Source organism: Pantoea sp. GCM10028869 (assembly GCF_042666835.1).
Lineage (GTDB): Bacteria > Pseudomonadota > Gammaproteobacteria > Enterobacterales > Enterobacteriaceae > Pantoea > Pantoea leporis.
Map to the genome: position 1 here is coordinate 1 of NZ_JBHTGO010000011.1, position 23,991 is coordinate 23,991.

General features: G+C 53.0%; 20 protein-coding genes. 11 read left to right on the forward strand and 9 right to left on the reverse strand.

All coding sequences use genetic code 11. The features are described 5' to 3' along the window. Positions 1-156: 156 nt before the first annotated feature. Entirely contained in the window at positions 157-660 is a 504-nt protein-coding gene (mobB, locus tag ACFQW4_RS21225) for a molybdopterin-guanine dinucleotide biosynthesis protein MobB (protein WP_110868414.1), read from the reverse strand. Further along, positions 657-1,232 carry a molybdenum cofactor guanylyltransferase MobA gene (mobA, locus tag ACFQW4_RS21230; RefSeq protein ID WP_271461461.1) on the reverse strand — a complete coding sequence of 192 codons (576 nt, stop codon included), beginning with the start codon at positions 1,230-1,232 and terminating at the stop codon, positions 657-659. Before mobA ends, mobB begins: the two co-directional genes overlap by 4 nt. Before the next feature lie 72 nt (positions 1,233-1,304). On the opposite strand from mobA, the gene ACFQW4_RS21235 reads away from it, so the two are divergent. The 4 genes from ACFQW4_RS21235 to polA all read left to right on the forward strand — a co-directional run bounded on the left by ACFQW4_RS21235 (position 1,305) and on the right by polA (position 6,429). Then, positions 1,305-1,580 (forward strand): YihD family protein, encoded by a 276-nt coding sequence (locus tag ACFQW4_RS21235; protein WP_101760725.1) that lies wholly within the window; start codon positions 1,305-1,307, stop codon positions 1,578-1,580. 46 nt (positions 1,581-1,626) lie between these two features. After that, the gene (locus ACFQW4_RS21240; protein ID WP_101760724.1) at positions 1,627-2,613 is read left to right on the forward strand and encodes a serine/threonine protein kinase; all 987 of its coding nucleotides are present in this window, start codon (positions 1,627-1,629) and stop codon (positions 2,611-2,613) included. A gap of 26 nt (positions 2,614-2,639) precedes the next feature. After that, on the forward strand, positions 2,640-3,269 hold the full coding sequence (gene dsbA, locus ACFQW4_RS21245) for a thiol:disulfide interchange protein DsbA (protein WP_101760723.1): 630 nt from the start codon (positions 2,640-2,642) through the stop codon (positions 3,267-3,269). Positions 3,270-3,636: 367 nt separating this feature from the next. Further along, positions 3,637-6,429, forward strand: a complete 2,793-nt coding sequence (gene polA / locus ACFQW4_RS21250) for a DNA polymerase I (RefSeq protein ID WP_377727305.1) — start codon at positions 3,637-3,639, stop codon at positions 6,427-6,429. Positions 6,430-6,824: 395 nt separating this feature from the next. Here polA and yihA read toward each other — a convergent pair whose 3' ends face one another. Next, positions 6,825-7,466: a ribosome biogenesis GTP-binding protein YihA/YsxC gene (gene yihA / locus ACFQW4_RS21255; RefSeq protein WP_101760721.1), complete on the reverse strand. Its 642-nt coding sequence runs from the start codon at positions 7,464-7,466 to the stop codon at positions 6,825-6,827. A 555-nt stretch (positions 7,467-8,021) separates the two neighbouring features. Here yihA and yihI point away from each other — a divergent pair. Both yihI and hemN read left to right on the forward strand, forming a co-directional pair. Further along, positions 8,022-8,543 (forward strand): Der GTPase-activating protein YihI, encoded by a 522-nt coding sequence (gene yihI, locus ACFQW4_RS21260; protein WP_101760720.1) that lies wholly within the window; start codon positions 8,022-8,024, stop codon positions 8,541-8,543. A 236-nt stretch (positions 8,544-8,779) separates the two neighbouring features. Next, complete coding sequence (hemN, locus tag ACFQW4_RS21265) at positions 8,780-10,153, forward strand: oxygen-independent coproporphyrinogen III oxidase (RefSeq protein ID WP_377727309.1); 1,374 nt, start codon at positions 8,780-8,782, stop codon at positions 10,151-10,153. A gap of 51 nt (positions 10,154-10,204) precedes the next feature. Here the strand turns inward: hemN and glnG are convergent, their stop codons facing one another. From glnG to glnA, 3 genes are all read right to left on the reverse strand, one after another. Next, complete coding sequence (glnG, locus tag ACFQW4_RS21270; RefSeq protein WP_008109800.1) at positions 10,205-11,614, reverse strand: nitrogen regulation protein NR(I); 1,410 nt, start codon at positions 11,612-11,614, stop codon at positions 10,205-10,207. Between the two features lie 7 nt (positions 11,615-11,621). Further along, positions 11,622-12,671: a nitrogen regulation protein NR(II) gene (glnL, locus tag ACFQW4_RS21275; protein ID WP_008109798.1), complete on the reverse strand. Its 1,050-nt coding sequence runs from the start codon at positions 12,669-12,671 to the stop codon at positions 11,622-11,624. 187 nt (positions 12,672-12,858) lie between these two features. After that, on the reverse strand, positions 12,859-14,268 hold the full coding sequence (gene glnA, locus ACFQW4_RS21280; RefSeq protein ID WP_007885243.1) for a glutamate--ammonia ligase: 1,410 nt from the start codon (positions 14,266-14,268) through the stop codon (positions 12,859-12,861). A gap of 439 nt (positions 14,269-14,707) precedes the next feature. On the opposite strand from glnA, the gene typA reads away from it, so the two are divergent. The 5 genes from typA to fabY all read left to right on the forward strand — a co-directional run bounded on the left by typA (position 14,708) and on the right by fabY (position 19,623). Beyond that, positions 14,708-16,528: a ribosome-dependent GTPase TypA gene (typA, locus tag ACFQW4_RS21285; RefSeq protein WP_008109794.1), complete on the forward strand. Its 1,821-nt coding sequence runs from the start codon at positions 14,708-14,710 to the stop codon at positions 16,526-16,528. 184 nt (positions 16,529-16,712) lie between these two features. Continuing rightward, a complete protein-coding gene (gene yihX / locus ACFQW4_RS21290; RefSeq protein WP_377727314.1) occupies positions 16,713-17,309 on the forward strand; it encodes a glucose-1-phosphatase in 597 nt (198 codons plus the stop codon). Then, the gene (locus ACFQW4_RS21295; protein ID WP_101760717.1) at positions 17,310-18,182 is read left to right on the forward strand and encodes a virulence factor BrkB family protein; all 873 of its coding nucleotides are present in this window, start codon (positions 17,310-17,312) and stop codon (positions 18,180-18,182) included. It begins immediately after the preceding gene. Beyond that, positions 18,179-18,616, forward strand: a complete 438-nt coding sequence (dtd, locus tag ACFQW4_RS21300; protein WP_271461464.1) for a D-aminoacyl-tRNA deacylase — start codon at positions 18,179-18,181, stop codon at positions 18,614-18,616. Before ACFQW4_RS21295 ends, dtd begins: the two co-directional genes overlap by 4 nt. A gap of 59 nt (positions 18,617-18,675) precedes the next feature. Beyond that, complete coding sequence (gene fabY, locus ACFQW4_RS21305; protein ID WP_101760715.1) at positions 18,676-19,623, forward strand: fatty acid biosynthesis protein FabY; 948 nt, start codon at positions 18,676-18,678, stop codon at positions 19,621-19,623. Between the two features lie 92 nt (positions 19,624-19,715). Here the strand turns inward: fabY and ACFQW4_RS21310 are convergent, their stop codons facing one another. From ACFQW4_RS21310 to ACFQW4_RS21320, 3 genes are all read right to left on the reverse strand, one after another. Further along, positions 19,716-21,395 (reverse strand): AsmA family protein, encoded by a 1,680-nt coding sequence (locus ACFQW4_RS21310; RefSeq protein WP_377727319.1) that lies wholly within the window; start codon positions 21,393-21,395, stop codon positions 19,716-19,718. Between the two features lie 122 nt (positions 21,396-21,517). Next, positions 21,518-22,903, reverse strand: coding sequence for an NCS2 family protein (locus ACFQW4_RS21315; RefSeq protein WP_008109781.1), 1,386 nt, complete (start codon positions 22,901-22,903; stop codon positions 21,518-21,520). A 92-nt stretch (positions 22,904-22,995) separates the two neighbouring features. Beyond that, positions 22,996-23,931, reverse strand: a complete 936-nt coding sequence (locus tag ACFQW4_RS21320; RefSeq protein ID WP_377727323.1) for a zinc-binding alcohol dehydrogenase family protein — start codon at positions 23,929-23,931, stop codon at positions 22,996-22,998. Between the last annotated feature and the right edge of the window lie 60 nt (positions 23,932-23,991).

Sequence of the window (23,991 nt, forward strand, 5' to 3'; positions counted from 1 at the left end):
CATGCCGAACTCAGAAGTGAAACGCCGTAGCGCCGATGGTAGTGTGGGGCCTCCCCATGCGAGAGTAGGGAACTGCCAGGCATCAAATAGTGAAGAAGCCCCGGACGAAAGTCCGGGGCTTTTTTACGTCTGAATGTTAGCTAAAAACTGGCTATTTCAACGCTTTTTAAGCCACTGAACAATAAAATCGGCAACCTGCATTGGCTGATTAATATCCAATATGGGCAAATTCAGTTCCATATCCTCATCAGTAGCGACGGCAATCACATACTGATCCAGCAAATCCTTAATCTCACCTTTAACGCCACGCCGCCAAAGTGCAATTTTGGGGACCGGCTCATCTTTGAAGCCCTCGACCAGCACCAGATCCAACGTTGAGCTATCCATCTGTGATGCTAATTGCATTAGGCTTAAAGGCTTATTAGGTGATTCAACCATCAATGCCCAGCGCTGATTACTGGCGACGATCACCTGATCCGCCCCAGCTTTGCGCAGCAAATAACTGTCTTTCCCCGGCGTATCGATATCCATCTGATGATGTGTGTGCTTAATTAAGCCTGATCGAATCCCCTGAGTTTTGAGAAGTGGAATGACTTGCTCAAGCAAAGTGGTTTTTCCTGTCCCGCTCCATGCGGAAATCGCCAGTAAGCGCACACTCATAAATACTTTTCCTCATTCATGAGATCGTCTGGCGTATTGATATTGCGGAACGCAGATTCTGGGTCTGAAAACGCAATAGCATGCCCGCCATGCTCATGTAAGAACTGCATTAAACGTCGCTCGCCGCGCAGTAGCCAGGTTTCAAGATCGTCAGCCAATGCACAATTGACCAGCGCTAAAGCTGGATGATCACGCTGGGAGGATTTCACCCACACAGCGGGCGCATCATTACGCTGTTGCCACAGACGCGCGACAAAGTCATTGGGGATCCATGGCGTATCACAAGCGCAGAAAGCGACCCATTCGTTTTTACTGCTGCGTAAACCACTGAGCATGCCGGCCAGCGGTCCGGGATAATCGGGCAATGTATCGATAACCACCTGACAACCGCTTGCCTGATAGCGATCAATGTTACGGTTAGCGCTTATCAACACAATATTGACCTGCGGCCGGAATCGCCGCAAAACGTGCTGATAAAGGGGTTCACCCTGTAACATCAATAACCCCTTATCCTGGCCTCCCACCCGAGTGCCTTGGCCACCCGCGAGGATCACGCCGGTAAATGCTGTCATATTCGTCTCCTTGCTTCATTCTGGACGATACTTACTGAGCGGCAGCGTACCATCTGCATAAAGGAATCAATGATGAAATATCACCGACTCAATGAACTGCTCGAGCTTCTGCAACCCGCATGGCAGAAGGATGCCGATCTCAACTTGCTGGCATTTTTGCAAAAACTGGCGCAGGAATCTGGTTTCAGTGGCCCATTAAGTGAATTAACCGATGATGTATTGATTTACCATCTCAAAATGCGTGACACAGATAGCCAGAGTGCCATTCCCGGCCTGAAAAAGGATTATGAAGTGGACTTCAAAACCGCGCTATTACGTGCACGCGGTGTGATTAAGGATGATGAGTAATGTTATCCTTGCGCATTAATCGCAAAGGTAACACACAGGCAAAATGATGAGCGAAGCCGCCTTTAATTTCCAGACGTTGAATCCCGATGTCATCCTTGATGCACTTTGGGATGCGGGTCTGCGTGTCGAATCAGGCTTAACCGCCCTCAATAGCTATGAAAACCGCGTCTATCAGTTCAGCGACGATGATAAACGCCGCTATGTGGCTAAGTTTTATCGTCCGCAGCGCTGGAGCGCACAACAGATCCTTGAAGAGCATCAGTTCACTCAGGATTTATTAGAGGATGAAGTGCCGGTTGCCGCGCCGCTCGTTCTGCAGGGCAGCACGTTGAATCATCATGCCGGCTTCATGTACGCGGTCTTCCCCAGTTTAGGCGGACGGCAGTATGAAACCGATAACGAGGATCAGATGGAATGGGTTGGCCGCTTTCTGGGGCGCATCCATCAAACCGCAAAGCAAAGCCTGTTTCAGCAGCGACCCACTTTCGGCCTTGAAGAGTATATTTTTCAACCGCGTCGGGAGCTGGAACAAAGCGCGTTAGTACCGGCTTCACTTAAAGACTTACTGCTTGCTGCCGTTGATAAGCTCAGCGCGACGCTGCAGCAGCGCTGGCATAGCCATTGGCAGCCGTTAAGGTTGCACGGCGATTGCCATCCCGGCAATATTCTGTGGCGTGAAGGCCCGATGTTTGTCGATCTTGATGATGCCCGTAACGGGCCAGCAGTGCAGGATTTATGGATGCTGGTTAATGGCGATCGACAGGAACAATTGATTCAATGGGACATTTTGCTGGAAGCCTATAATGAATTCGGTGATTTTGATTTACATGAATTGTCACTGATTGAACCTTTACGCGCTATGCGCATGGTTTATTATTTGGCCTGGGTAGTACGCCGCTGGCAGGATCCCGCTTTTCCGCGCGCCTTCCCCTGGATGACAGATGAGGATTTTTGGCGCCGGCAGATTGCATTATTTATCGAGCAGGAAAGGCTGTTACACGAACCGCCGTTGCAGCTTAGCCCGCAATATTAATGAAGTACTCAGGAGATTGTTTCACGATGAAAAAGATCATGTTTGCGCTGGTAGGTTTAATGCTGGCATTTGGCGCCTCGGCGGCACAGTTCAACGATGGTAAGCAGTTCGTTACTTTGCCAAAGCCAGTGGCGGGTGAGCCGCAGGTTCTGGAGTTCTTCTCCTTCTTCTGCCCACATTGCTACCAGTTCGAACGCGTTTATCACGTGAGCGAGGCAGTGAAAAAGAACCTGCCGGCGGACACGAAAGTGACCAAATACCACGTTGATTTCCTTGGTGGTCAATTCGGTCCGGTTGTCACTCAGGCATGGGCTGTTGCCATGGCGCTAGGCGTAGAAAGCAAAGTTACTGCACCGATTTTCGACGGTATTCAGAAAACCCAAACCGTTACCGATGCAGCAAGCCTGAAAGAGACTTTTATTAAAGCGGCGGGTATCTCTTCAGAAGATTACGATGCAGCGTGGAATAGCTTCGCAGTAAAAGCGCTGGTTGCGCAGCAGCAGAAAGCAGCAGCAGACGTCAATCTGCAAGGTGTGCCAGCGATCTTCGTTAACGGCAAATATATGGTTAACAACGGCGGCCTGGATACCAGCTCAATGGACAACTTCGTTGCTGATTACGCCAATGTAGTGAAGTTCCTGGTAGAAAAGAAGTAATTTAGTTTTTAGAACGCCGGTACTGCCGGCGTTTTTTATTGCCTTCATTCTCTTATTTGTGCGATGTATTTATTAACCCTTCGCTTAATATCCACATGGACGATCGTCTTTTCATTAGGGCGAGCAAGATCACAATAAGTATTTAACTTGCTGATATAAATGAATTTTTAATATTAAAGTAATTGCAATTAACGTAAATAACAATACGTTATGATTTTTACGCACAAACTTATCCACAGTTTGATCCTTGCGATCCGTGCCGCGTAACGACGAAAAAGATCCTGACTTCCCCGAGTGCATTCAACATTCTCCTCTGGTTGTGGCATCCTTATAGCCCTCATTATCGCAACGAAGAAAATACGAACCTATGGCGCAAATTGCAGAAAATCCCCTGATTCTGGTCGACGGCTCATCTTATCTGTACCGTGCATATCATGCCTTTCCGCCGCTAACGAACAGTGCAGGCGAGCCAACTGGCGCCATGTATGGTGTGCTCAACATGTTGAAAAGCCTGTTGATGCAGTATCAGCCAAGCCATGTGGCTGTGGTCTTCGATGCGAAAGGCAAAACCTTCCGCGATGAGCTTTTTGAACACTACAAATCGCACCGTCCGCCGATGCCAGACGATCTGCGTGCGCAGATTGAGCCGCTGCATGAAATGGTGAAGGCGATGGGCCTGCCGCTGTTGGCGGTATCTGGCGTTGAGGCGGATGACGTTATCGGTACGCTGGCGCTAGAGGCGGAAAAACTCGGCCGCCCGGTGTTGATCAGCACCGGCGATAAAGATATGGCGCAGTTAGTGACGCCTGCGATCACCTTGATCAACACCATGACGAATACCGTGCTCGGTCCGGAAGAGGTCGAGCAGAAATATGGCGTGCCGCCAGCACTGATTATCGATTTCCTCGCCATGATGGGCGACAGCTCCGATAACATTCCAGGCGTGCCGGGAGTCGGTGAGAAAACCGCGCAGGCGTTGCTGCAAGGCTTGGGCGGTATGCAGTCAATCTATGACAATCTCGATAAAGTGGCCGATCTCTCGTTCCGCGGTGCGAAAACCATGGCGGCGAAGCTGGAGCAAAATCGCGACGTCGCGTTCCTGTCTTATCAGCTGGCAACCATCAAAACCGACGTTGAGTTGGATCTGACCTGCGATGAGCTTGTCGTCAATGAACCTAATGTCGAAGCGCTGCAAACCTTGTTTAGCCGTTATGAATTTAAGCGCTGGATCACCGATTTGCAGGATGGTTCATGGCTGCAACAAGGTAAGAAGAGCAACGCGCAGGCTAAGAAAACGCAGCTCAGCGAACCTGCTGCGCCCGCTGCCCAAGCGACCAGCGTGCTCTCTGCGGATGGCTACGTCACTATCCTCGATGAAGCGACATTTGCCGCATGGCTCAAAAAGCTGAAAAGCGCCGAGCTCTTCGCTTTCGATCTTGAGACCGACTCGCTGGATACCTTAAGCGCCAATATTGTCGGCATTGGTTTTGCCGTCGCGCCGGGCGAAGCAGCTTATCTGCCGGTTGCCCATGATTATCTGGATGCGCCAGATCAGCTGGATCGCAGCGAAGTGCTGAAGCAGCTAAAACCGCTGCTGGAGGATGGTAACGCGGCGAAGGTTGGTCAGAATCTCAAATACGATCGCGGCGTGCTGAAGAATTACGACATTGAACTGAACGGCATCAAATTTGACACCATGCTGGAATCTTATTGCCTGAATAGCGTGGGCGGAAAACACGATATGGACAGTCTGGCCGCGCGCTGGCTAAACCATAAAACGGTGACTTTCGAAGAGATCGCGGGTAAAGGCAAAAATCAGCTCACATTTAATCAGATTGCTATCGAACAAGCGGGCCACTACGCGGCGGAAGATGCCGATGTCACGCTGCAATTGCATCTGAAAATGTGGGAGAAACTGGAGCCGGAAGCGGGGCCGAAACAGGTATTTGAAGAGATCGAAATGCCGTTGTTGAAGGTGATATCGCGGATTGAGCGCAACGGCGTGCTGATTGACCAGAATATCCTGGCCAAACACTCGCAGGAGCTGACCACGCGTGTGGCCGAGCTGGAGCTGAAAGCACACGAGCTGGCAGGCGAACCGTTTAATCTCTCTTCACCCAAACAGCTGCAAACCATTTTGTTTGAAAAGCAGGGTATTAAACCGACCAAGAAAACGCCGGGCGGCGCGCCGTCGACCAGCGAAGAAGTGCTGGCTGAACTGGCTCTCGATTATCCACTGCCTAAAGTAATTCTGGAACATCGTGGTTTATCAAAGTTGAAATCGACTTACACCGATAAGCTGCCACTGATGATCAATCCGCTTACCGGCCGCGTACATACATCCTATCATCAGGCGGTAACGGCGACGGGACGACTCTCGTCTACCGATCCTAACCTGCAGAATATCCCGGTGCGCAACGAAGAAGGGCGCCGAATCCGCCAGGCGTTTGTCGCCGGATCGGGCAATCGTATTGTCGCCGCGGACTACTCACAGATTGAACTGCGTATCATGGCGCATCTGTCGCAAGACAAAGGCCTGCTGGATGCGTTTGCCCAGGGCGAAGATATCCACCGTGCCACCGCATCAGAAGTGTTTGGTGTGGCGTTAAGCAAAGTTTCAGGTGAGCAGCGTCGCAGTGCCAAGGCGATCAACTTTGGTCTGATCTACGGAATGAGCGCGTTTGGTCTTTCCCGCCAGCTCAATATCGGTGCGGGTGAGGCGAAGAAATACATGGATCTCTACTTTGAACGCTATCCGGGCGTGCTGCGTTATATGGAAGAGACGCGCGCGAAGGCAGCAGAGAAAGGCTATGTAGAAACGCTCGATGGTCGTCGTTTGTGGCTGCCTGATATCACCTCCAGCAATGCGATTCGTCGTAAAGCGGCGGAGCGAGCGGCGATTAATGCCCCAATGCAAGGCACGGCAGCAGACATCATCAAACGCGCGATGATTGCGGTGGATGGCTGGCTGTTGGAGCAAAAAGACGATGCCGTGCGCATGATTATGCAGGTACACGATGAACTGGTGTTTGAGATCCGCAGCGATGCAGTGGATAGCGCCATTAAGACCATCCGTGATCTGATGGAGAACAGCATGAAGCTGGATGTGCCGCTGCAGGTGGAAGTAGGCACCGGCGATAACTGGGATGAGGCACACTGATCATGCTGATTCAGCGGTATTTGCGTGCCGCTGGCATCATCATAAGAAAAAAGTTTACTTAATCGGTTCAGCAACCTCACAAAGCGGTCTATTAAATGCGCGTTTTGTAACTGCCTATCGGCTAAGCATTTTTTTAGTAATTAAACTACATCGAACGCGTGAAAGTGTGATGAGCTTAGTAAAAAAGATGTCGAATCCTGAAACTTAACAACAAAAAACCCTTTGTAGGGCGCTGAAAATCAGGTAGAGTTTGTCGCGTAGGGTACAGAGGTAAGATGTTCTATCTTTCAGACCTTTTACTTCACGTAATCGGATTTGGCTGAATATTTAGCCGCCCCAGTCATTTATGACTGGGGCGTTTTTTATTGGGCTTTTTCTCAAAAGCCGCAACAAAATCACTCTGCTGTTTCTTCGCCGTCGCCTTCTTGCGCTGGCTCTAGTTCGCTAAACCAGCTGTCCAGCTTCTTACGCACAATATCAACGCCCATCTTCTTCAGCGACGAGAACATTTCCACCTGCACATCACCGTTAAAGGCCAGCGACGCTTCGCGCACCATCGTCAGTTGTGCTTTACGTGCGCCGGATGCCAGTTTGTCGGCTTTGGTCAGTAAGACCAGCACGGGAATCTGGCTCTGCACGGCCCATTCAATCATGTTCTGATCGAGGTCTTTCAGCGGATGGCGAATATCCATCAATACCACCAGACCCTTCAGCGCCTGACGTTTTTGCAAATATTCCGCCAGCGAGCGCTGCCATTTGCGCTTCATCTCTTCCGGAACCTGGGCATAGCCATAACCGGGTAAATCGACCAGACATTTACCTTCAACCACTTCAAACAGGTTAATCAGCTGAGTACGACCTGGCGTTTTACTGGTACGGGCCAGACCTTTTTGGTTAGTGATGGTGTTCAGCGCGCTGGATTTGCCTGCATTTGAGCGCCCGGCAAAAGCAACTTCAATACCCACATCCGCCGGTAAGTGGCGAATATCGGGGGCGCTGAGCATGAAATGGGTCATGTGATAGTTCAAAGCAGACAAAGTGAAACTCCAGCAAAATGAATCGGGCAATTGGGCTGATTATACCTGTAATGGCGCAAAAGTGCCCGATAGCGTCCAAATGCGCCATTTTGTAAGAGATCTATGATTTTTACTGCCAGCGATTACCGCTTCATTGAATATTAACAATCCATTTAGATGTTATATTTCAATGATTTGAAATGACTTTAGGAAATGCCACTCTAAAATAGAGACAAGTCTCACTTGTTCATTTTACCTATTAGTCTACATTTGTTGTCAGTGCACGGCAGCACCCATCAGGATGATGAGCTCAGGAGTGTCGGGGATGACCAAGAGCATGGCGGGAAGCGATTCAGGCAGGAATCGAACAAGGACAGGGATTAATCGCAGGAGCGATGTGGCGATGGAGCAACCGGGACGTTGTGAGCCGTAAAGGATTTATTCAGTGTTTCCTTCATATGAAGGTGCGATAAAAGGCGATAGCATAGGCTATCGCCTTTTTTCTTTGCTTACTTTCTGCTAGATTTCGCCGCAATTCTATACTGAACTCACAAAGCACCGCCGAGACCGGACACCATGAAGCAACCTGCATCAGCCCCGCGTGGCAAACCTGCTGCGAAAGCCAAACGCAAATCGCGTGAAGACCTTAATCAGGAAGCGCGCGATCGCAAACGTGATAAAAAACATAGCGGCCATAAATCTGGCAGCCGCGCCAATCCTGAAACGCAAGCCGCTGGCAAAGGTCAGGGTAAAAAAGCTCAGGATCCACGCCTGGGCAGCAAAAAGCCGATCGCATTAGTTGCTGATGGTAAAACCCAGCCGGCAAAAAAGCCTGAAGCGAAACCAAAGCCAAAAGCAGAAAAAGTTCGCCTGACGCCGCAAGAAGAGCTGGCGAAGCTGGAAAATGACGAACGTCTGGATACGCTGCTGGATCGCCTGGAAAACGGTGAAACCTTGAGTGGCGAAGATCAGGCCTGGCTGGATCAAACCTTAGACCGCATCGATGAGCTGATGGAAACGCTGGGCATCGCGCTGGATGACGAAGCGGAAGATGAGCAGGCTGAAGAAGATATGATGCGCCTGCTAAAAGGTAATTAAGGCAAATTTTGATCGGCATGCGTTTTCGCGCATGCCGCGCTAAACAGGTATTCACCTATGTTTTGGCCTGGATCAATTTTCGCGCTGCTGCTGACATGTTATCTGCTCTGGTTATTGTTTAAACTACGCCGCCTGTCGCGTCTTAAGTCGCGTTTACGTCGGCGTTCAGCCCATCGCTTCGTCCACTCTTCTGCTACGCGACCCTCTCTCAGACGACGTCACCGTAAGGAGTGAGCATGTCATCGCAGCAGATTGATTGGGATCAGCGCCTCATCGAAAAATACAACTACGCTGGCCCACGTTATACCTCTTATCCCACCGCGCTCGAATTCAGTGAGAAATTTGGTGAGGCAGATTTTCAGCAAGCCGTGCAGCGCTATCCCGAACGTCCGTTATCGCTGTATGTGCACATCCCGTTTTGCCATCGGCTTTGTTATTTTTGTGGCTGCAATAAAATCGTGACGCGCCAGCTGCATAAAGCCGATCGCTACCTTGATGTGCTGGAGCTGGAAATTCGTCAACGTGCGCCCTTATTTGCGGGCCGCTGCGTCACTCAATTGCACTGGGGTGGTGGCACGCCGACATTCCTCAACCAGCAGCAGGTGAGCCGGCTGGTGGCGCTGCTACGCGAGCATTTTACGATTGCCGATGACGTCGAAATGTCGATCGAGGTTGATCCACGTGAAATCGAACTGGAGATGATCGATCATCTGCGCGCGGAAGGTTTTAATCGCCTGAGCATGGGCGTGCAGGACTTTAATAAAGCGGTGCAGGAGCGCGTGAATCGCGTGCAGGAGGAAGAAACCATCTTCGCTCTGGTGCAGCGTGCGCGTGAGCAAGGCTTCCGTTCGGTCAGCCTTGATCTGATTTATGGCTTACCGCTGCAAACGCCGGAAAGCTTCGCCTTTACTTTACAGCGCGTTATTGCACTCAATCCCGATCGCCTCAGCGTCTTCAATTATGCGCACATGCCTTCACTGTTCGCTGCGCAGCGTAAAATTAAAGATGAGGAGCTGCCAGGTGCAGCACAGAAACTGCAGATCCTGCAGGAAACCATCGCCACCTTAACCGGCGAAGGCTATCAGTTTATCGGTATGGATCACTTCGCGCGTCCGGATGATGAGCTGGCGGTGGCACAACGCGCTGGCGAACTGCATCGTAATTTTCAGGGTTACACCACACAGGGCGAAACCGATTTGCTCGGTTTGGGCGTGTCGGCCATCAGCATGCTGGGCGACAGCTATGCGCAAAATCACAAAGAGTTGAAAGCCTATTACGCAGATGTCGAGCAGCGCGGCAATGCGCTGTGGCGCGGGCTTACGTTGAGTAACGATGATTGTTTGCGCCGCGATGTGATTAAAGCCTTAATCTGTAATTTCGCACTGGATTTTGCCGCGGTAGAGGCGCAATACCCGGTTGAGTTTGAACACTATTTTGCCGAGGATTTAGCGCTGTTAGCGCCGCTGGTGGCGGATGGATTGGTGGAGCAGCACGGTCGCAGCCTGCACGCTACCGGCGTCGGTCGGTTGCTGATTCGTAACATCTGTATGTGCTTCGATGTGTATATGCGCCAAAAGGTGCGCATGCAGCAATTCTCGCGAGTGATATAAAAAAACGGGGAGCCCATTCGCTCCCCGGTTTCAAAACGCAAAACGTGCGCGTTATTCCATCCCCAGCTCTTTCAACTTACGCGTCAGGGTATTTCGTCCCCAGCCGAGCAAGCGTGCCGCTTCCTGTTTGTGCCCTTGTGTATGACGCAGCGCGGTGGTGAGCAGCGTGCGCTCCATCTCCGGCTGTGCTTCCGACAACAGGTTTTGATGACCGGAACGCAAGGCGCGATCTGCCCACTGCGCCAGCAGCGTAGCCCAGCTGTCCGGCAACGATTGCACCGGATTGTCTGGCGTGCTGGATTCAAACAGTTCAGGCGGCAGATCCTGAATCAACACTTCCTGGCCAGCTGCCATCACCGTCAACCAGCGACAGGTATTTTCCAGCTGGCGCACGTTACCGGACCAATGCAGACGCGTCAGCGCGGTTTCGGTTTCGGGATGCAGAATCTTCGCTTCCACCCCTAACTCGCGTGCAGCAACCTGCAAGAAGTAACGCGCCAGGCGCGGAATATCTTCACGTCGTTCACGCAGCGGCGGCAGATGAACGCGGATCACGTTAAGACGATGGAACAAGTCTTCACGGAATTTGCCTTCCTGCACGCGCAGCTCAAGATTCTGGTGGGTTGCCGCGATGATACGCACATCCACTTTCACCGGCGCATAGCCGCCAACGCGATAAAACTGGCCATCGGCCAATACGCGCAATAAGCGGGTTTGCACATCAAGCGGCATATCACCAATTTCATCGAGGAACAGCGTGCCGCCATCGGCCTGCTCAAAACGTCCCTGACGAATCTGGTTGGCACCGGTGAACGCGCCTTTCTCGTGACCAAATAGCTCAGATTCAATCAAATCTTTGGGAATCGCCGCCATGTTCAGCGCGATAAAAGGAGATTTCGCGCGTGGACTGTGGCGATGCAGCGCATGTGCCACCAACTCTTTACCGGTACCGGATTCACCGTTGATCAGCACGCTAATTGAGGAGCGAGAAAGACGACCAATGATGCGGAACACATCCTGCATTGCCGGCGCTTCGCCGATAATGTCGGTGGTTGGGCCGCTGACGGGCTGATTACGCGGCTGCTGCTGCTCCTGATAATGGCTAATCGCACGTTCAACCAGTGCGACCGCTTCATCAATATCAAACGGCTTTGGCAGGTAATCAAACGCACCTTGCTGATAAGCGCTGACGGCCGCATCCAGATCGGAGTGCGCGGTCATAATGATCACCGGAAGCATCGGATGGCGCTGCTTAATCTGTTTCAGCAGCGCAAGTCCATCCATGCCAGGCATACGAATGTCTGACAATAATACGTCTGGGGTTTTGCTTGCGAGCGCGTCCAATACCTCGTTAGCGCTGTCAAAGGTTGCACAGCTCAAACCGGCTCCAGTGAGTGCCCTTTCAAGCACCCAGCGGATGGAGCTATCGTCATCGACGATCCAGACTATCCCTCGTTGCATAGAAACCTCACTGGCGAATAGGCAGGTAAACCGAGAATTCGGTGTGACCTGGCCAACTGTTAAATTCTATTTTTCCTGAATGCTGATCGATCAAGCTACGGGCGATGGACAGACCTAAACCGGTGCCGCCTTCGCGTCCGCTAACCATCGGATAGAACAGGGTATCTTGTAGCTGGGCCGGAATGCCTGGGCCGTCATCTTCAATATCAATACGCGCGACTAAGCGGTAACGCGTGCCGTGCAGCGTGAGCTGGAAGGCGGTACGCGTACGAATCACAATGGTGCCGCCTTCATCGCCTAATGCCTGCAGCGCGTTTCGCACCACATTCAACAGCACTTGTTCAATCTGGTCGGGATCGTGCGGCAGTTCCGGCAGGCTTGGGTCGTAATCGCGCACCAGCGAAACGTTATCCGGCAGCTCCATCGACACCAGATTCACCACGCGTTCGGCAACCTGATGAATACTTTGCGTTACGTGCAAGCCCGGCTGTTGCGGGCCAAGCAGACGATCAACCAGATTACGCAGGCGGTCGGCTTGCTCAATGATGATGCGCGTATATTCATGCAGGGAAGGATCGGGTAACGCGCGAGTCAGTAGCTGCGCGGCGCCACGTAATCCTCCCAGCGGGTTTTTAATCTCATGCGCCAGACCGCGCACTAAATCGCGGGCAGCGACCTGCTGAGCATGCTGAATTTGTTCCTGGCTAAGACGACGTTGATTATCCATCGGCGCCATTTCCAGCAGAATAAAGCCATCCGGTAAGCGCTGTGCCGTGAGCGACATAATGTGCGCGCGGCCATCAACCACCAGAGTGACTTCGCTATCGGTAAAGCCCTGGCCAGCTCCGAGACTCTCGCTCATCACCTCAATATTCAGCGAAAAATAGCCGGTTAATTCCGGTAATGGCGTGCCGAACAATTTACGTGAGCTTTGCGCCAGTAATTGCTGAGCCGCCGGATTGGCGTAATGGATAACTAAATCGTTATCGACCAGCAAAATACTGTTGATCAGGGAGTTGAGAATCTGCCCCGCGTCGGGCAGCGTGCCAGTTGCCATACAGCGTTCCTCTGCACTAATTTAGTGCATTATAGCCTTTCAGGACGGAAATCTGTGCTTCGAACCATGAATGCGCGGAGAAAAAAGCCCATCCGGAGATGGGCTAAAGTTTCCACGGCAATTAAAAATCTTTCAGGCTGTTCACGCAGCAAAAAGAGTGCGTGAACAGGGAGCTGAAATTTTTAAATTAAACGCTGTAGTACAGTTCGAACTCAACTGGGTGCGGAGTCATACGCACGCGGTCAACTTCTGGCTTACGCAGTTCGATGTACGCATCGATAGCGTCATCAGTGAACACGCCGCCACGGGTCAGGAACTCGCGGTCTTCGTTCAGTGCGTTCAGCGCTTCTTCCAGAGAACCTGCAACTTTTGGAATCTCAGCTTCTTCTTCCGGTGGCAGGTCATACAGGTTTTTGTCCATCGCATCGCCAGGGTGGATCTTGTTGATAACACCATCAAGACCGGCCATCAGCAGCGCGGTGAATGCCAGGTATGGGTTAGCCGCTGGATCCGGGAAGCGTGCTTCGATACGACGTGCTTTCGGGCTGGCAACCACTGGGATACGGATAGAAGCAGAACGGTTACGGGCAGAGTAAGCCAGCATAACTGGCGCTTCGTAGCCTGGGACCAGACGCTTGTAAGAGTTGGTGGTTGGGTTCGCCAGGGCATTGATCGCTTTAGCGTGCTTGATGATACCGCCAATATAGAACAGAGCAGTTTCAGACAAGCCGCCGTACTTGTCGCCAGAGAACAGGTTCACGCCGCCTTTTGACAGAGACATGTGGCAGTGCATACCAGAACCGTTATCGCCGAACATTGGCTTAGGCATAAAGGTTGCCGTTTTGCCGTACGCGTGAGCAACGTTGTGCACCACGTATTTGTAGATCTGAATTTCGTCAGCTTTTTTGGTCATGGTGTTGAAGCGGGTTGCCACTTCGTTCTGACCAGCTGTGGCTACTTCGTGGTGATGTGCTTCAACCACCAGACCCATCTGCTCCATGGTCAGACACATGGCAGAACGGATGTCCTGTGCTGAGTCAACCGGTGGCACTGGGAAGTACCCGCCTTTCAGACCTGGACGGTGACCTTTGTTACCGCCTTCGTACTCTTTACCGGTGTTCCAGGCTGCTTCGATATCGTCGATAGCCACGTGTGAACCTGAAGTAGAAGAACCGAAACGGATGTCATCGAACAGGAAGAACTCTGGCTCTGGTCCAAACAGCACGGTATCCGCGATGCCTGAAGAACGCAGGAACTCTTCTGCACGCTTAGCAATGGAGCGTGGGTCACGGTCGTAGCCCTGCAGTGTGCCTGGCTCAAGGATGTCGCAACGGATGATCAGGGTCGAGTCTTCGAAGAACGGATCCATGACTGCAGTGGTTGCATCCGGCATCAGCACCATGTCTGATTCGTTAATGCCTTTCCAGCCACCGATGGAGGAGCCATCGAACATTTTGCCTTCTTCGAAGAAGTCAGCGTTAACCTGGTGAGCAGGGATAGTAACGTGCTGTTCTTTACCTTTGGTATCGGTAAAACGCAGGTCAACAAACTTAACTTCATGCTCGTTCATCATCGAGAGAACGTGTTCAGCGGACATACTCAACTCTCCTGGAAATGGTCATTATCGTCATGGTGAGAGAACTTCGTTGCCGGGAATGTGTCACGACTGCTGACCACTCCTAACCAAAGATCTCGGCAAGCTCTTTCAACCGTTTTATAACTGTCGTTTTCGCTTAAAATATATAAAGCGAATTCTGTGCCAACTTTATGACAATGGCGAAAATGGCGCTACAATGCGCCCTTTCGTGAGTCGAAGGCTGCACCAGGATGGATTGCATGCATCGTTATGGTGCGCCACAGGTGAAGTTAAGCACCAATTTGGTGCAAATTACTATCGCAGTGCAGATTAATGCACCGTAAACGGTGCTAAAAACCAGCGCTATAAGAAACTTTCGGCGAAATCTGTGATCATGTTCAGTCTTCCGCTTAATCCGTGTACAATACCGCGTTATTTCTATAATGCCTGAGGCAAAGCTGTGATCGAAAATTTGCGTAACATCGCCATCATCGCGCACGTTGACCATGGTAAGACCACCCTGGTTGACAAGCTGCTCCAACAGTCCGGTACTTTTGATGCTCGTACCGAAGCGACTGAGCGCGTAATGGACTCCAACGATTTGGAGAAAGAGCGTGGGATTACCATCCTCGCAAAAAACACCGCCATCAAATGGAATGACTACCGTATCAACATCGTTGATACCCCAGGACACGCCGACTTCGGTGGTGAAGTGGAGCGCGTCATGTCCATGGTGGATTCGGTGCTGCTGGTTGTAGATGCGATGGATGGCCCTATGCCGCAAACCCGCTTCGTAACCAAGAAAGCATTTGCTCATGGTTTGAAGCCGATTGTGGTTATCAACAAAGTTGACCGTCCGGGCGCGCGTCCTGATTGGGTTGTTGATCAGGTATTTGACCTGTTCGTTAACCTGGATGCGACTGACGAGCAGCTGGACTTCCCGATTATCTTCGCTTCGGCGCTGAACGGTATCGCGGGTCTGGAACACACCGACATGGCTGACGACATGACCCCGCTGTATCAGGCGATCGTTGACCACGTTTCTCCACCTCAGGTTGAAGTTGAAGCGCCACTGCAGATGCAGATCTCGCAGCTGGACTACAACAACTATCTGGGCGTGATCGGCATCGGCCGCATCAAGCGCGGTACCGTGAAGCCAAACCAGCAGGTCACTATCATTGATAGCGAAGGCAAAACCCGTAACGGTAAAGTCGGTAAAGTGCTGGGCCACTTGGGTCTGGAACGTATCGAAAGTACCCTGGCAGAAGCGGGCGACATCATCGCGATCACCGGTCTGGGCGAGCTGAACATCTCTGACACCATCTGCGACACGCAGAATGTGGAAGCGCTGCCAGCCCTGAGCGTTGATGAGCCAACCGTTACCATGTTCTTCAACGTGAACACCTCACCGTTCTGCGGTAAAGAAGGTAAGTTCGTGACCTCGCGCCAGATTCTGGAGCGTTTGAACAAAGAGCTGGTACACAACGTGGCACTGCGCGTTGAAGAAACCGAAGATTCGGATGCATTCCGCGTTTCCGGTCGTGGTGAGCTGCACTTGTCGGTTCTGATCGAAAACATGCGTCGTGAAGGTTTCGAGCTGGCGGTATCCCGTCCGAAAGTTATCTTCCGCGAGCACGAAGGCCGTAAGCAGGAGCCATTCGAAAACGTGACCCTCGACATCGAAGAAACCCATCAGGGTTCTGTGATGCAAGCGATGGGTGAGCGTAAAGGCGATCTGAAAAACATGGATCCAGATGGTAAAGGCCGTGTACGTCTCGACTACATGATCCCAAGCCGTGGCCTGATTGGCTTCCGTAACGAATTCATGACCATGACTTCAGGTACCGGTCTGCTGTACTCCACCTTCAGCCACTATGACGATGTTCGTCCGGGCGAAGTGGGCCAGCGTCAGAACGGCGTGCTGATCTCGAACGGTCAGGGTAAAGCGGTAGCGTTCGCCCTGTTCGGTCTGCAGGACCGCGGCAAGCTGTTCCTCGGTCACGGTGCGGAAGTGTATGAAGGCCAGATCATCGGTATTCACAGCCGTTCTAATGATCTTACAGTAAACTGTCTGACCGGTAAGAAACTGACCAACATGCGTGCGTCAGGTACTGACGAAGCCACCACACTGGTTCCACCGCAGAAAATGACGCTGGAACAGGCTATCGAGTTCATCGATGATGACGAACTGGTAGAAGTGACTCCGCTGTCAGTCCGTATTCGTAAACGTCATCTGACCGAGAACGATCGTAAACGTTCTTCTCGCGGCAGCAAAGAGTAAGCGAAACAGTCTGATATTGAGCCCCGCACCTGCGGGGCTTTTTTATGCCTGCAACCCGCTGCAACGCTCGCTTAATGAAGTTTGCCTCCGCTTCCAGATTACTGATTTCCCGCCCCTCGTCCCTGTTCAGCTCCCACTTTTGCCGCTAAAGTGAATGATCCAGGGAACGAAAAGGAGAGGCGTCATGCTGTACATCTTTGATTTAGGCAATGTGATTGTTGATATCGATTTCAATCGTGTGCTCGGCGTCTGGAGCGACTTAGGGCGCGTGCCGTTATCCACGCTACAAAGTCGTTTTCGCATGGATGAGGCTTTTGAGAAACACGAACGTGGCGAAATCAGCGATCCAGAATTCGCTGCGCGCATTTGCGACCAGCTGGATATCGCGTTGAGCTATCCGCAATTCACCGCTGGCTGGCAGGCGGTCTTTGTCGGCGTGCGTCCGGAAACGTTGGCGATCATGAACAAGCTGCGTGCCAATGGCGAGCGCGTGGTGATCCTGTCCAATACCAATCAGCTGCACTTCGAGTTCTGGCCAACCCAATATCCCGATGTTCATCAGGCGGCCGATCATCTTTATATGTCGCAGGATATCGGCATGCGTAAGCCGGAAGCGCGCATCTACAACTATGTGCTGCAGCACGAAGGTTATCAGGCCGATCAGGCGGTATTTTTCGATGATAATCAGGCCAATATCGACGCTGCGCGCGCACTCGGCATTGAAAGCGTGCTGGTGGTTGATGAGAAAACTGTGCCGGACTGGTTTGCGGGTCGTCTCTGAGTGCTGAACCATCGACATCTGCGCCACTCGGCGCATGCCTTTTATTTGTGGGTAAAACTGCTGTGGCGACGCGTTGACGATGACAACATGACGACGCAGGCGGGTAATCTCGCCTACGTCTCATTGCTGGCATTGGTGCCGCTGATTGCCGTGGTGTTCGCACTGTTTGCAGCTTTTCCGATGTTCTCGGACATCAGCGTGCAGTTGAAGAACTTCATCTTTACCAACTTCATTCCGGCAACGGGCGACGTGATTCAGCGTTATCTTGACCAGTTTGTCGCCAACGTCAATAAGATGACGGCGGTCGGCATTGTGGGGTTGATCGTCACCGCGCTGCTGCTGATGCATTCGGTGGACAGCGCATTGAACGCCATCTGGCGCAGCGATAAACCGCGTCCAATGGTCTACTCCTTTGCTGTTTACTGGATGATCTTAACGCTGGGCCCGCTGCTGGCCGGCGCAAGTTTAGCGCTCAGCTCCTATCTGCTGTCGCTGCGCTGGGTAAACGTCACGGGCGTCACCAGCTTGATCGATCATCTGCTGCGCATATTCCCGCTGTGCCTCTCGATCCTCGCTTTCTGGCTGCTTTATAGCATTGTGCCGACGCGGCGCGTGCCGACGCGTGATGCACTGATCGGCGCCATTGTTGCCGGATTGCTGTTCGAGCTGGGTAAAAAAGGCTTTGCGCTCTATGTTACGATGTTCCCTTCATATCAGTTAATTTACGGCGTTCTGGCGGTCATCCCCATTCTGTTCCTATGGGTCTATTGGTCGTGGTGTATTGTGTTGTTAGGCGCGGAAATCACCGTCACGCTGGATGACTATCGCCAGCTAAAACAGCAGGAACGCGAAAAAGAACGTGAGGAAACATGATTGCTTTGATTCAGCGCGTCAGCCGCGCCAGTGTCAGCGTTGACGACGCGACAGTGGGCGAAATTGGCGCCGGCTTGCTGGTGTTATTGGGTGTGGAAAAGGGCGATGACGAACAAAAAGCGCAGCGATTAACCGAGCGCGTGCTGGGCTACCGTATCTTTGCGGATGAGAATTACAAAATGAATCTTAATGTGCAGCAGGCAGGTGGCAGCGTGCTGGTGGTGTCGCAATTCACTCTCGCCGCAGATACCAATAAAGGTATGCGTCCCTCTTTTTCTGGCGGCGCAGAACCGGCGGAAGCCGAGCGCCTCTATGAATACTTTAGCGATTGCTGCCGTGCACAGGGTGTGGCCACCGCAAACGGGCGCTTCGCCGCCAATATGCAGGTTTCGTTGGTAAACGATGGTCCGGTGACCTTCTGGTTACAGGTGTGAGGGTTTCAGCCGAGCGGCAAGGACTTAGCCACGCAAGCTTCGAACGAGAGAATCACTTTATGTATCATCTTCGCGTACCGCAAACGGCGGAAGAGCTGGATATGTATTACCAGTTCCGCTGGGAAATGTTACGAAAGCCGCTGCGTCAGCCGCAGGGTTCTGAGCGTGATGCCTGGGATGCGCTGGCGCATCATCAAATGGTGGTGGATGAGCAAGGCAAACCGGTGGCAATCGGCCGTCTGTACATCAATGCCGAGAACGAAGCCGCGATTCGCTTCCTTGCCGTGCATCCTTCGGTGCAGGGCAAAGGTCTTGGCACGCTGGTGGCGATGACGCTAGAATCGGTCGCGCGTCAGGAAGGGGCAAAACGCGTCACTTGTAGCGCGCGTGAAGACGCCGTCGAATTTTTTGCCAAGCTCGGCTACGTCAACCAGGGCGAAATCACCGCGCCGCAAACTACGCCAGTGCGCCACTTCCTGATGATAAAACCGGTCGTGACGCTCGACGATATTCTGCATCGCGCCGACTGGTGCGGACAGCTGCAACAAGCCTGGTACGAGCACATTCCGCTGAGTGAAAAAATGGGCGTGCGCATTCTGCAATATACCGGGCAGAAATTCGTTACCACCATGCCCGAAGCGGGCAACCAGAATCCCCATCACACCCTATTTGCGGGCAGCTTGTTCTCGCTCGCCACGCTCACCGGTTGGGGTTTAATTTGGCTGCTGCTGCGCGAGCGCCATCTCGGTGGCACCATTATTCTGGCGGATGCGCATATTCGCTACAGCAAACCGATCAGCGGCCGTCCGGGCGCGATTGCCGATCTCGGCTCGCTCAGCGGCGATCTTGATCGTCTGGCGCGTGGCCGCAAAGCGCGCGTGCAGATGGAAGTGGAGCTGTTTGGGGATGATGAGCTGGGCGCGGTATTCGAAGGTGTGTATATCGTGCTGCCCGCCGATTCTGACGGAGCACTGGAAGAGGGCGGCTCCGGCGCCCGTATCGATTAGTCCTGCAATTTTTTTACATACTGTAGCGGCGCAATTTATTGCGCATCGCTTTTTAAAGTCAAAAGAGCGCAATGAATCGCGCCGCTACAGAATTATTGCACTTGCCCGCCCCGCATCGTTTGCTGTACAGCTTGGGCATCGGTGGTTACCGACAACGTGCCATCCACGCTGGGGCGCAGCGGCGCGCTGGCGTTCAGCGAACCTTTCAGCTGCAGCTGTAAATTACTGTTACCGCTCAACTGCAGCGTTGGCCAACCCCAATTGCCCAGCACGTTTGCCGGCACAGCCTGGCCTTTCAGATTCAGCGTCAACGGACGTTGCGCGTCCTGCCCAACCGTTGCTGATCCTTCCAGTAAACCGCTGCCGTTAAAGGCGCTCAATTCTGTTACCTGAATCTGTTGATCGTTGGCATTCAGCGCAATGGACGGATGACGCAGATCGGTACGATTGAAGGTGGCTTCGGCCGCGTTGAAGCTGGCTTTACCGGACCAGATTCCCCACTGATGTTGACGCGCCAGTAGCAGATTATTCGCGCTGCCATCCAGTGACGTCATCTGGAACGGGAACGTCGGATTGATATCAATAATCAGGTTACGGTTGGCAGTAGCGCGGGTTATTAGCACGCTATCCAGCCATTCCGGTAAGGTTTGCTGCCAGCGTTCACGCCAGTTTTGCGGCAAAGTATATTCCAGCCCGGCGATCGCCAGTTCATCCAGCGTCAGACGTTTGTCGCTGCGCGTCCAGTTGCCGCTGGCGCGCACCACGCCATTCACCCAGCGCGAACTGAACTGCGTCAGCGCGATGCCCTGCGCCGAGAATTCGGCATTGACGATAGGATCGTTGAGCTCAAAGCCACCGTTAATAAAATTCCCGGCATTCATGGAGAGAGAACCGCCATCGCTTTCCCAATCATCGCCGCGCAGGGTGACATTTTTCAGGGTTAAATCGAGATCGGTCACCGCCCAGTCAGGTCCTTGCAGGCGTGCATCGGTCATATCCAGACGGTTGATGCTCACAGAAGGCACAGCGCGCAGCGGATTGAGGAAGTCGCTCAGGCTTTGATGGGTTTGCATGCGGATATCGTTGAGGCGCAGTTGGTCGATCTTCCAGTTACCCAGCGCATCGCGCTCGGCGTTGCCGGTCATCGAACCGCGCGCCAGATCGGCGCCGATATTGCTCAGCACCAGACGACGTTGCTTGATACTGCCCTGCAGCAGCACGTTGTTACCTGGTACGCCATCCAGCGTCAGGGTGCCAGCGCTGATCTGGAACTGCGCATCGCTGCCCAGCACGTCGTTAGGCAGCGGTTTCCACGGCAGAAGACCGCCGTTCACGCGCTGAGCGGTCATCGGCAATGCGCTGTGCGGATTCTCAATACGCACATTATTCAGCTGCAGGCGATTGGCCTGAATCGGCAGCGTGGTATCGGGCGCTTGATTGGCGAGATTGATTTCACCGTCGCGCACTTCGATGCTGTTGAAGTGCAGTGGATCGCTGAACTGAACCAGCGCAAGGCCAAGATCAACGCGTTTCGCCACTAACACGGCGGGTTGACCATCATGACCAAAGCTGAAGTCATCGAGAATGATATGCGAAGGGGAGGAGAAGTCGTGCTCAATCTTGCTGAGAGAGAGATGCCAGGCGGTTTTATCGCTTACCCAGCGGCTAAACCAACCTGCGCCCCATTGTGTTTGTAGCAACACATACAGCACTACCAGCGCCAGCAGAATTAGCAGCAGTAAGGTAAGGAAAAACTTGCCTAAAAATTTCATCGCACTCATCCATCCCGATATTTATCCGGTGAGTGGTTGTTATGCCTGAATTACCGTTACAGCTCAACAGCCTGGATGTAAATGCGGATAAATATCAGGCAGGCCGAAGCCTGCCTGCAGGATTACTTTTCTTGCGGGAAGATCAGGTTCAGCACGATGGCGGTAATACCACCGGCCGCAATGCCAGATGAAAGCAGGGTTTTCAGCCAGTCCGGGGCAAATTGCAGAATCAGCGGCTGCTGAGAAACGCCCAAACCTACCGCCAGCGACAGCGCGATAATCATGATGGCACGACGATTCAGCGGTTCACGCGAAACGATGCGCACGCCAGATGCGGCGATGGTACCAAACATCACAATGGTGGCACCGCCCAGCACCGGTTCTGGAATATGCTGCACAAAACCACTCACGGCTGGGAACAGGCCAAGCACGATCAGCATCAGCGCCACGACAAAGCCCACATAGCGGCTGGCAACGCCGGTAAGCTGAATCACGCCGTTGTTCTGGCCAAAACAGGAATTCGGGAAGGTGTTGAACAGCGCTGAGACAAAGGAGTTAAGACCGTTGGCCAACACGCCGCCTTTCAGACGCTTCATATACAGCGGGCCACTTACCGGCTGCTCGGAAACATCAGAAGTCGCGGTGATGTCGCCGATGGTTTCCAGCGAGGTCACCATAAACACCAACATCAGCGGGATCAGCAGATTCCAGTCAAAGCCCAGGCCGTAGTAGAGCGGCGATGGCACGGCAATCAGCGGCTGATCGGCTGGCGTGCTGGTGGCGGGCAGCATATCCAGCGCCCAGGCCAGCGCATAACCTACCGCCATCGCGATCACCAACGAAGCCACGCGCAGATAAGCATTACGCTGACGATTAAGCAGGATAATCACCACCAATACCGAAGCCGCCAGCAACAAGTTTTTCGGAGCGCCAAACGTGTGATCGCTCATCGCCGCAAAGCCGCCGCCGATGGAGGTCAAACCGACCTGAATCAGCGACAGGCCAATAATCATCACCACAATGCCGGAAACCAGCGGCGTAATGATGCGGCGCGCCAGGTGCAACACGCGTGACAGCACCATTTCGGTACAAGACGCCACCATCAGCGTGCCAAACAGCGCCGCCATCATGGTCGGCACATCAACGCCACCATTTTTCAGCGCCATGCCGCCCATGATCAGCGGCGTCACGAAGTTAAAGCTGGTGCCCTGAATCGACAACAGGCCAGAGCCCACGGGTCCCCAGGTTTTGATTTGCAGAATGGATGCCACGCCCGAGGCAAACAGCGACATGCTGATGATGTGTTGCGTGTCCTGTGCCGGTAAACCCAGCGCCTGGCAAATCAGCAGCGCAGGCGTAATCACCGCGACAAACATCGCCAGCAAATGCTGACATGCAGCAAACAAGGTTTGCGGTAACGGTGGACGGTCTTCGAGGCGGTAAATCAGTTCACTTTTCGGGCTTGCAGCGCTGGCAGGCTGGCGAGTTTCAGCGGTGTTGACGGACATGGTGGACGTTCTCAATTACAACAAAGGGGCGATTTTAAACGGTTGCGTTGTGAAAGCAATCGTTTGCAATGCCCCTTTTTACTTCCGTTGATCTAAAGCGTAAACACCGTACGGCAACGGCTGTCATCTTCCTGCCACGCCAGCGCGACGTCACTCAGCGAGCGCATCTGGAAGGCGATCGAAAAATCGCTCTCGGCGGCGGCCGTCAGCATTTCGCCGATGCAGGCGATCAACTCTTTATCCGACACGCTGCCGAGGCCGCTGCCCATTAATGTCAGCCCGGACGAGCGCAGCAGTTTACTGTGCAGGGTAATTTCCTGTCCGCTTAAGGAACCGATTTGCACAAAGCGTACCGTTTTCTCTCCGCCCGCTACGGCGGCGTGCATGATATCGAGTGCGCTCTGGCCCCACAGATAATCGAGTACCACATCAACACCTTCGTTCATCAACGCCGGTAACGCGTCCGGCAATTCATCCAGCGTGAAAGTGAGGTCGGCGCCCTGCGCGCGCAGTTGATCCAGCGCGGCGCGATTACGACCGGTGGCGATAATTTTGCCTGCACCCAGATGCTGTGCGATACGCACCGCTAAACCGCCCGACGTGCCGGTTGCGCCATTGATCAATACGGTTTCACCAGTGCGCAGCTGGGCGCGTCGGGTTAATGCCGCCCAGGATGACATGCCCGGATTCGCCAGCGCAGCGGCCAGCACCGGATCCAATTTCGGCGGCAACAAAACGATGCTGTCGGCGGGCACTAAGGTTCTCTCCGCCATGCTGCCCCAAGGTGCATTAAAGGCAAGGAAGTAAACCGGATCGCCATTACTCAGCGTGCCGGTACCATCGATGCCGGTAATAAAGGGATAGTGCGCGGCCGCGCTGTAATGCGTTCCGGCGGCGCGTGCTTTTGCCAGCTGGCTAACGGCGGCGGCTTTCACTGTTACCACCACATGGCTTTCATCAGCCTGCGGTTCAGGAAAATCACCGTAAACGGGCAGTTCACCTGCCGCGGAAACTATCGCTGCTTTCATGCTTTCACCTTCAGTTAAGTGGAAACTATGTGTAATATGCACACATTAGGCTTGCCTCAG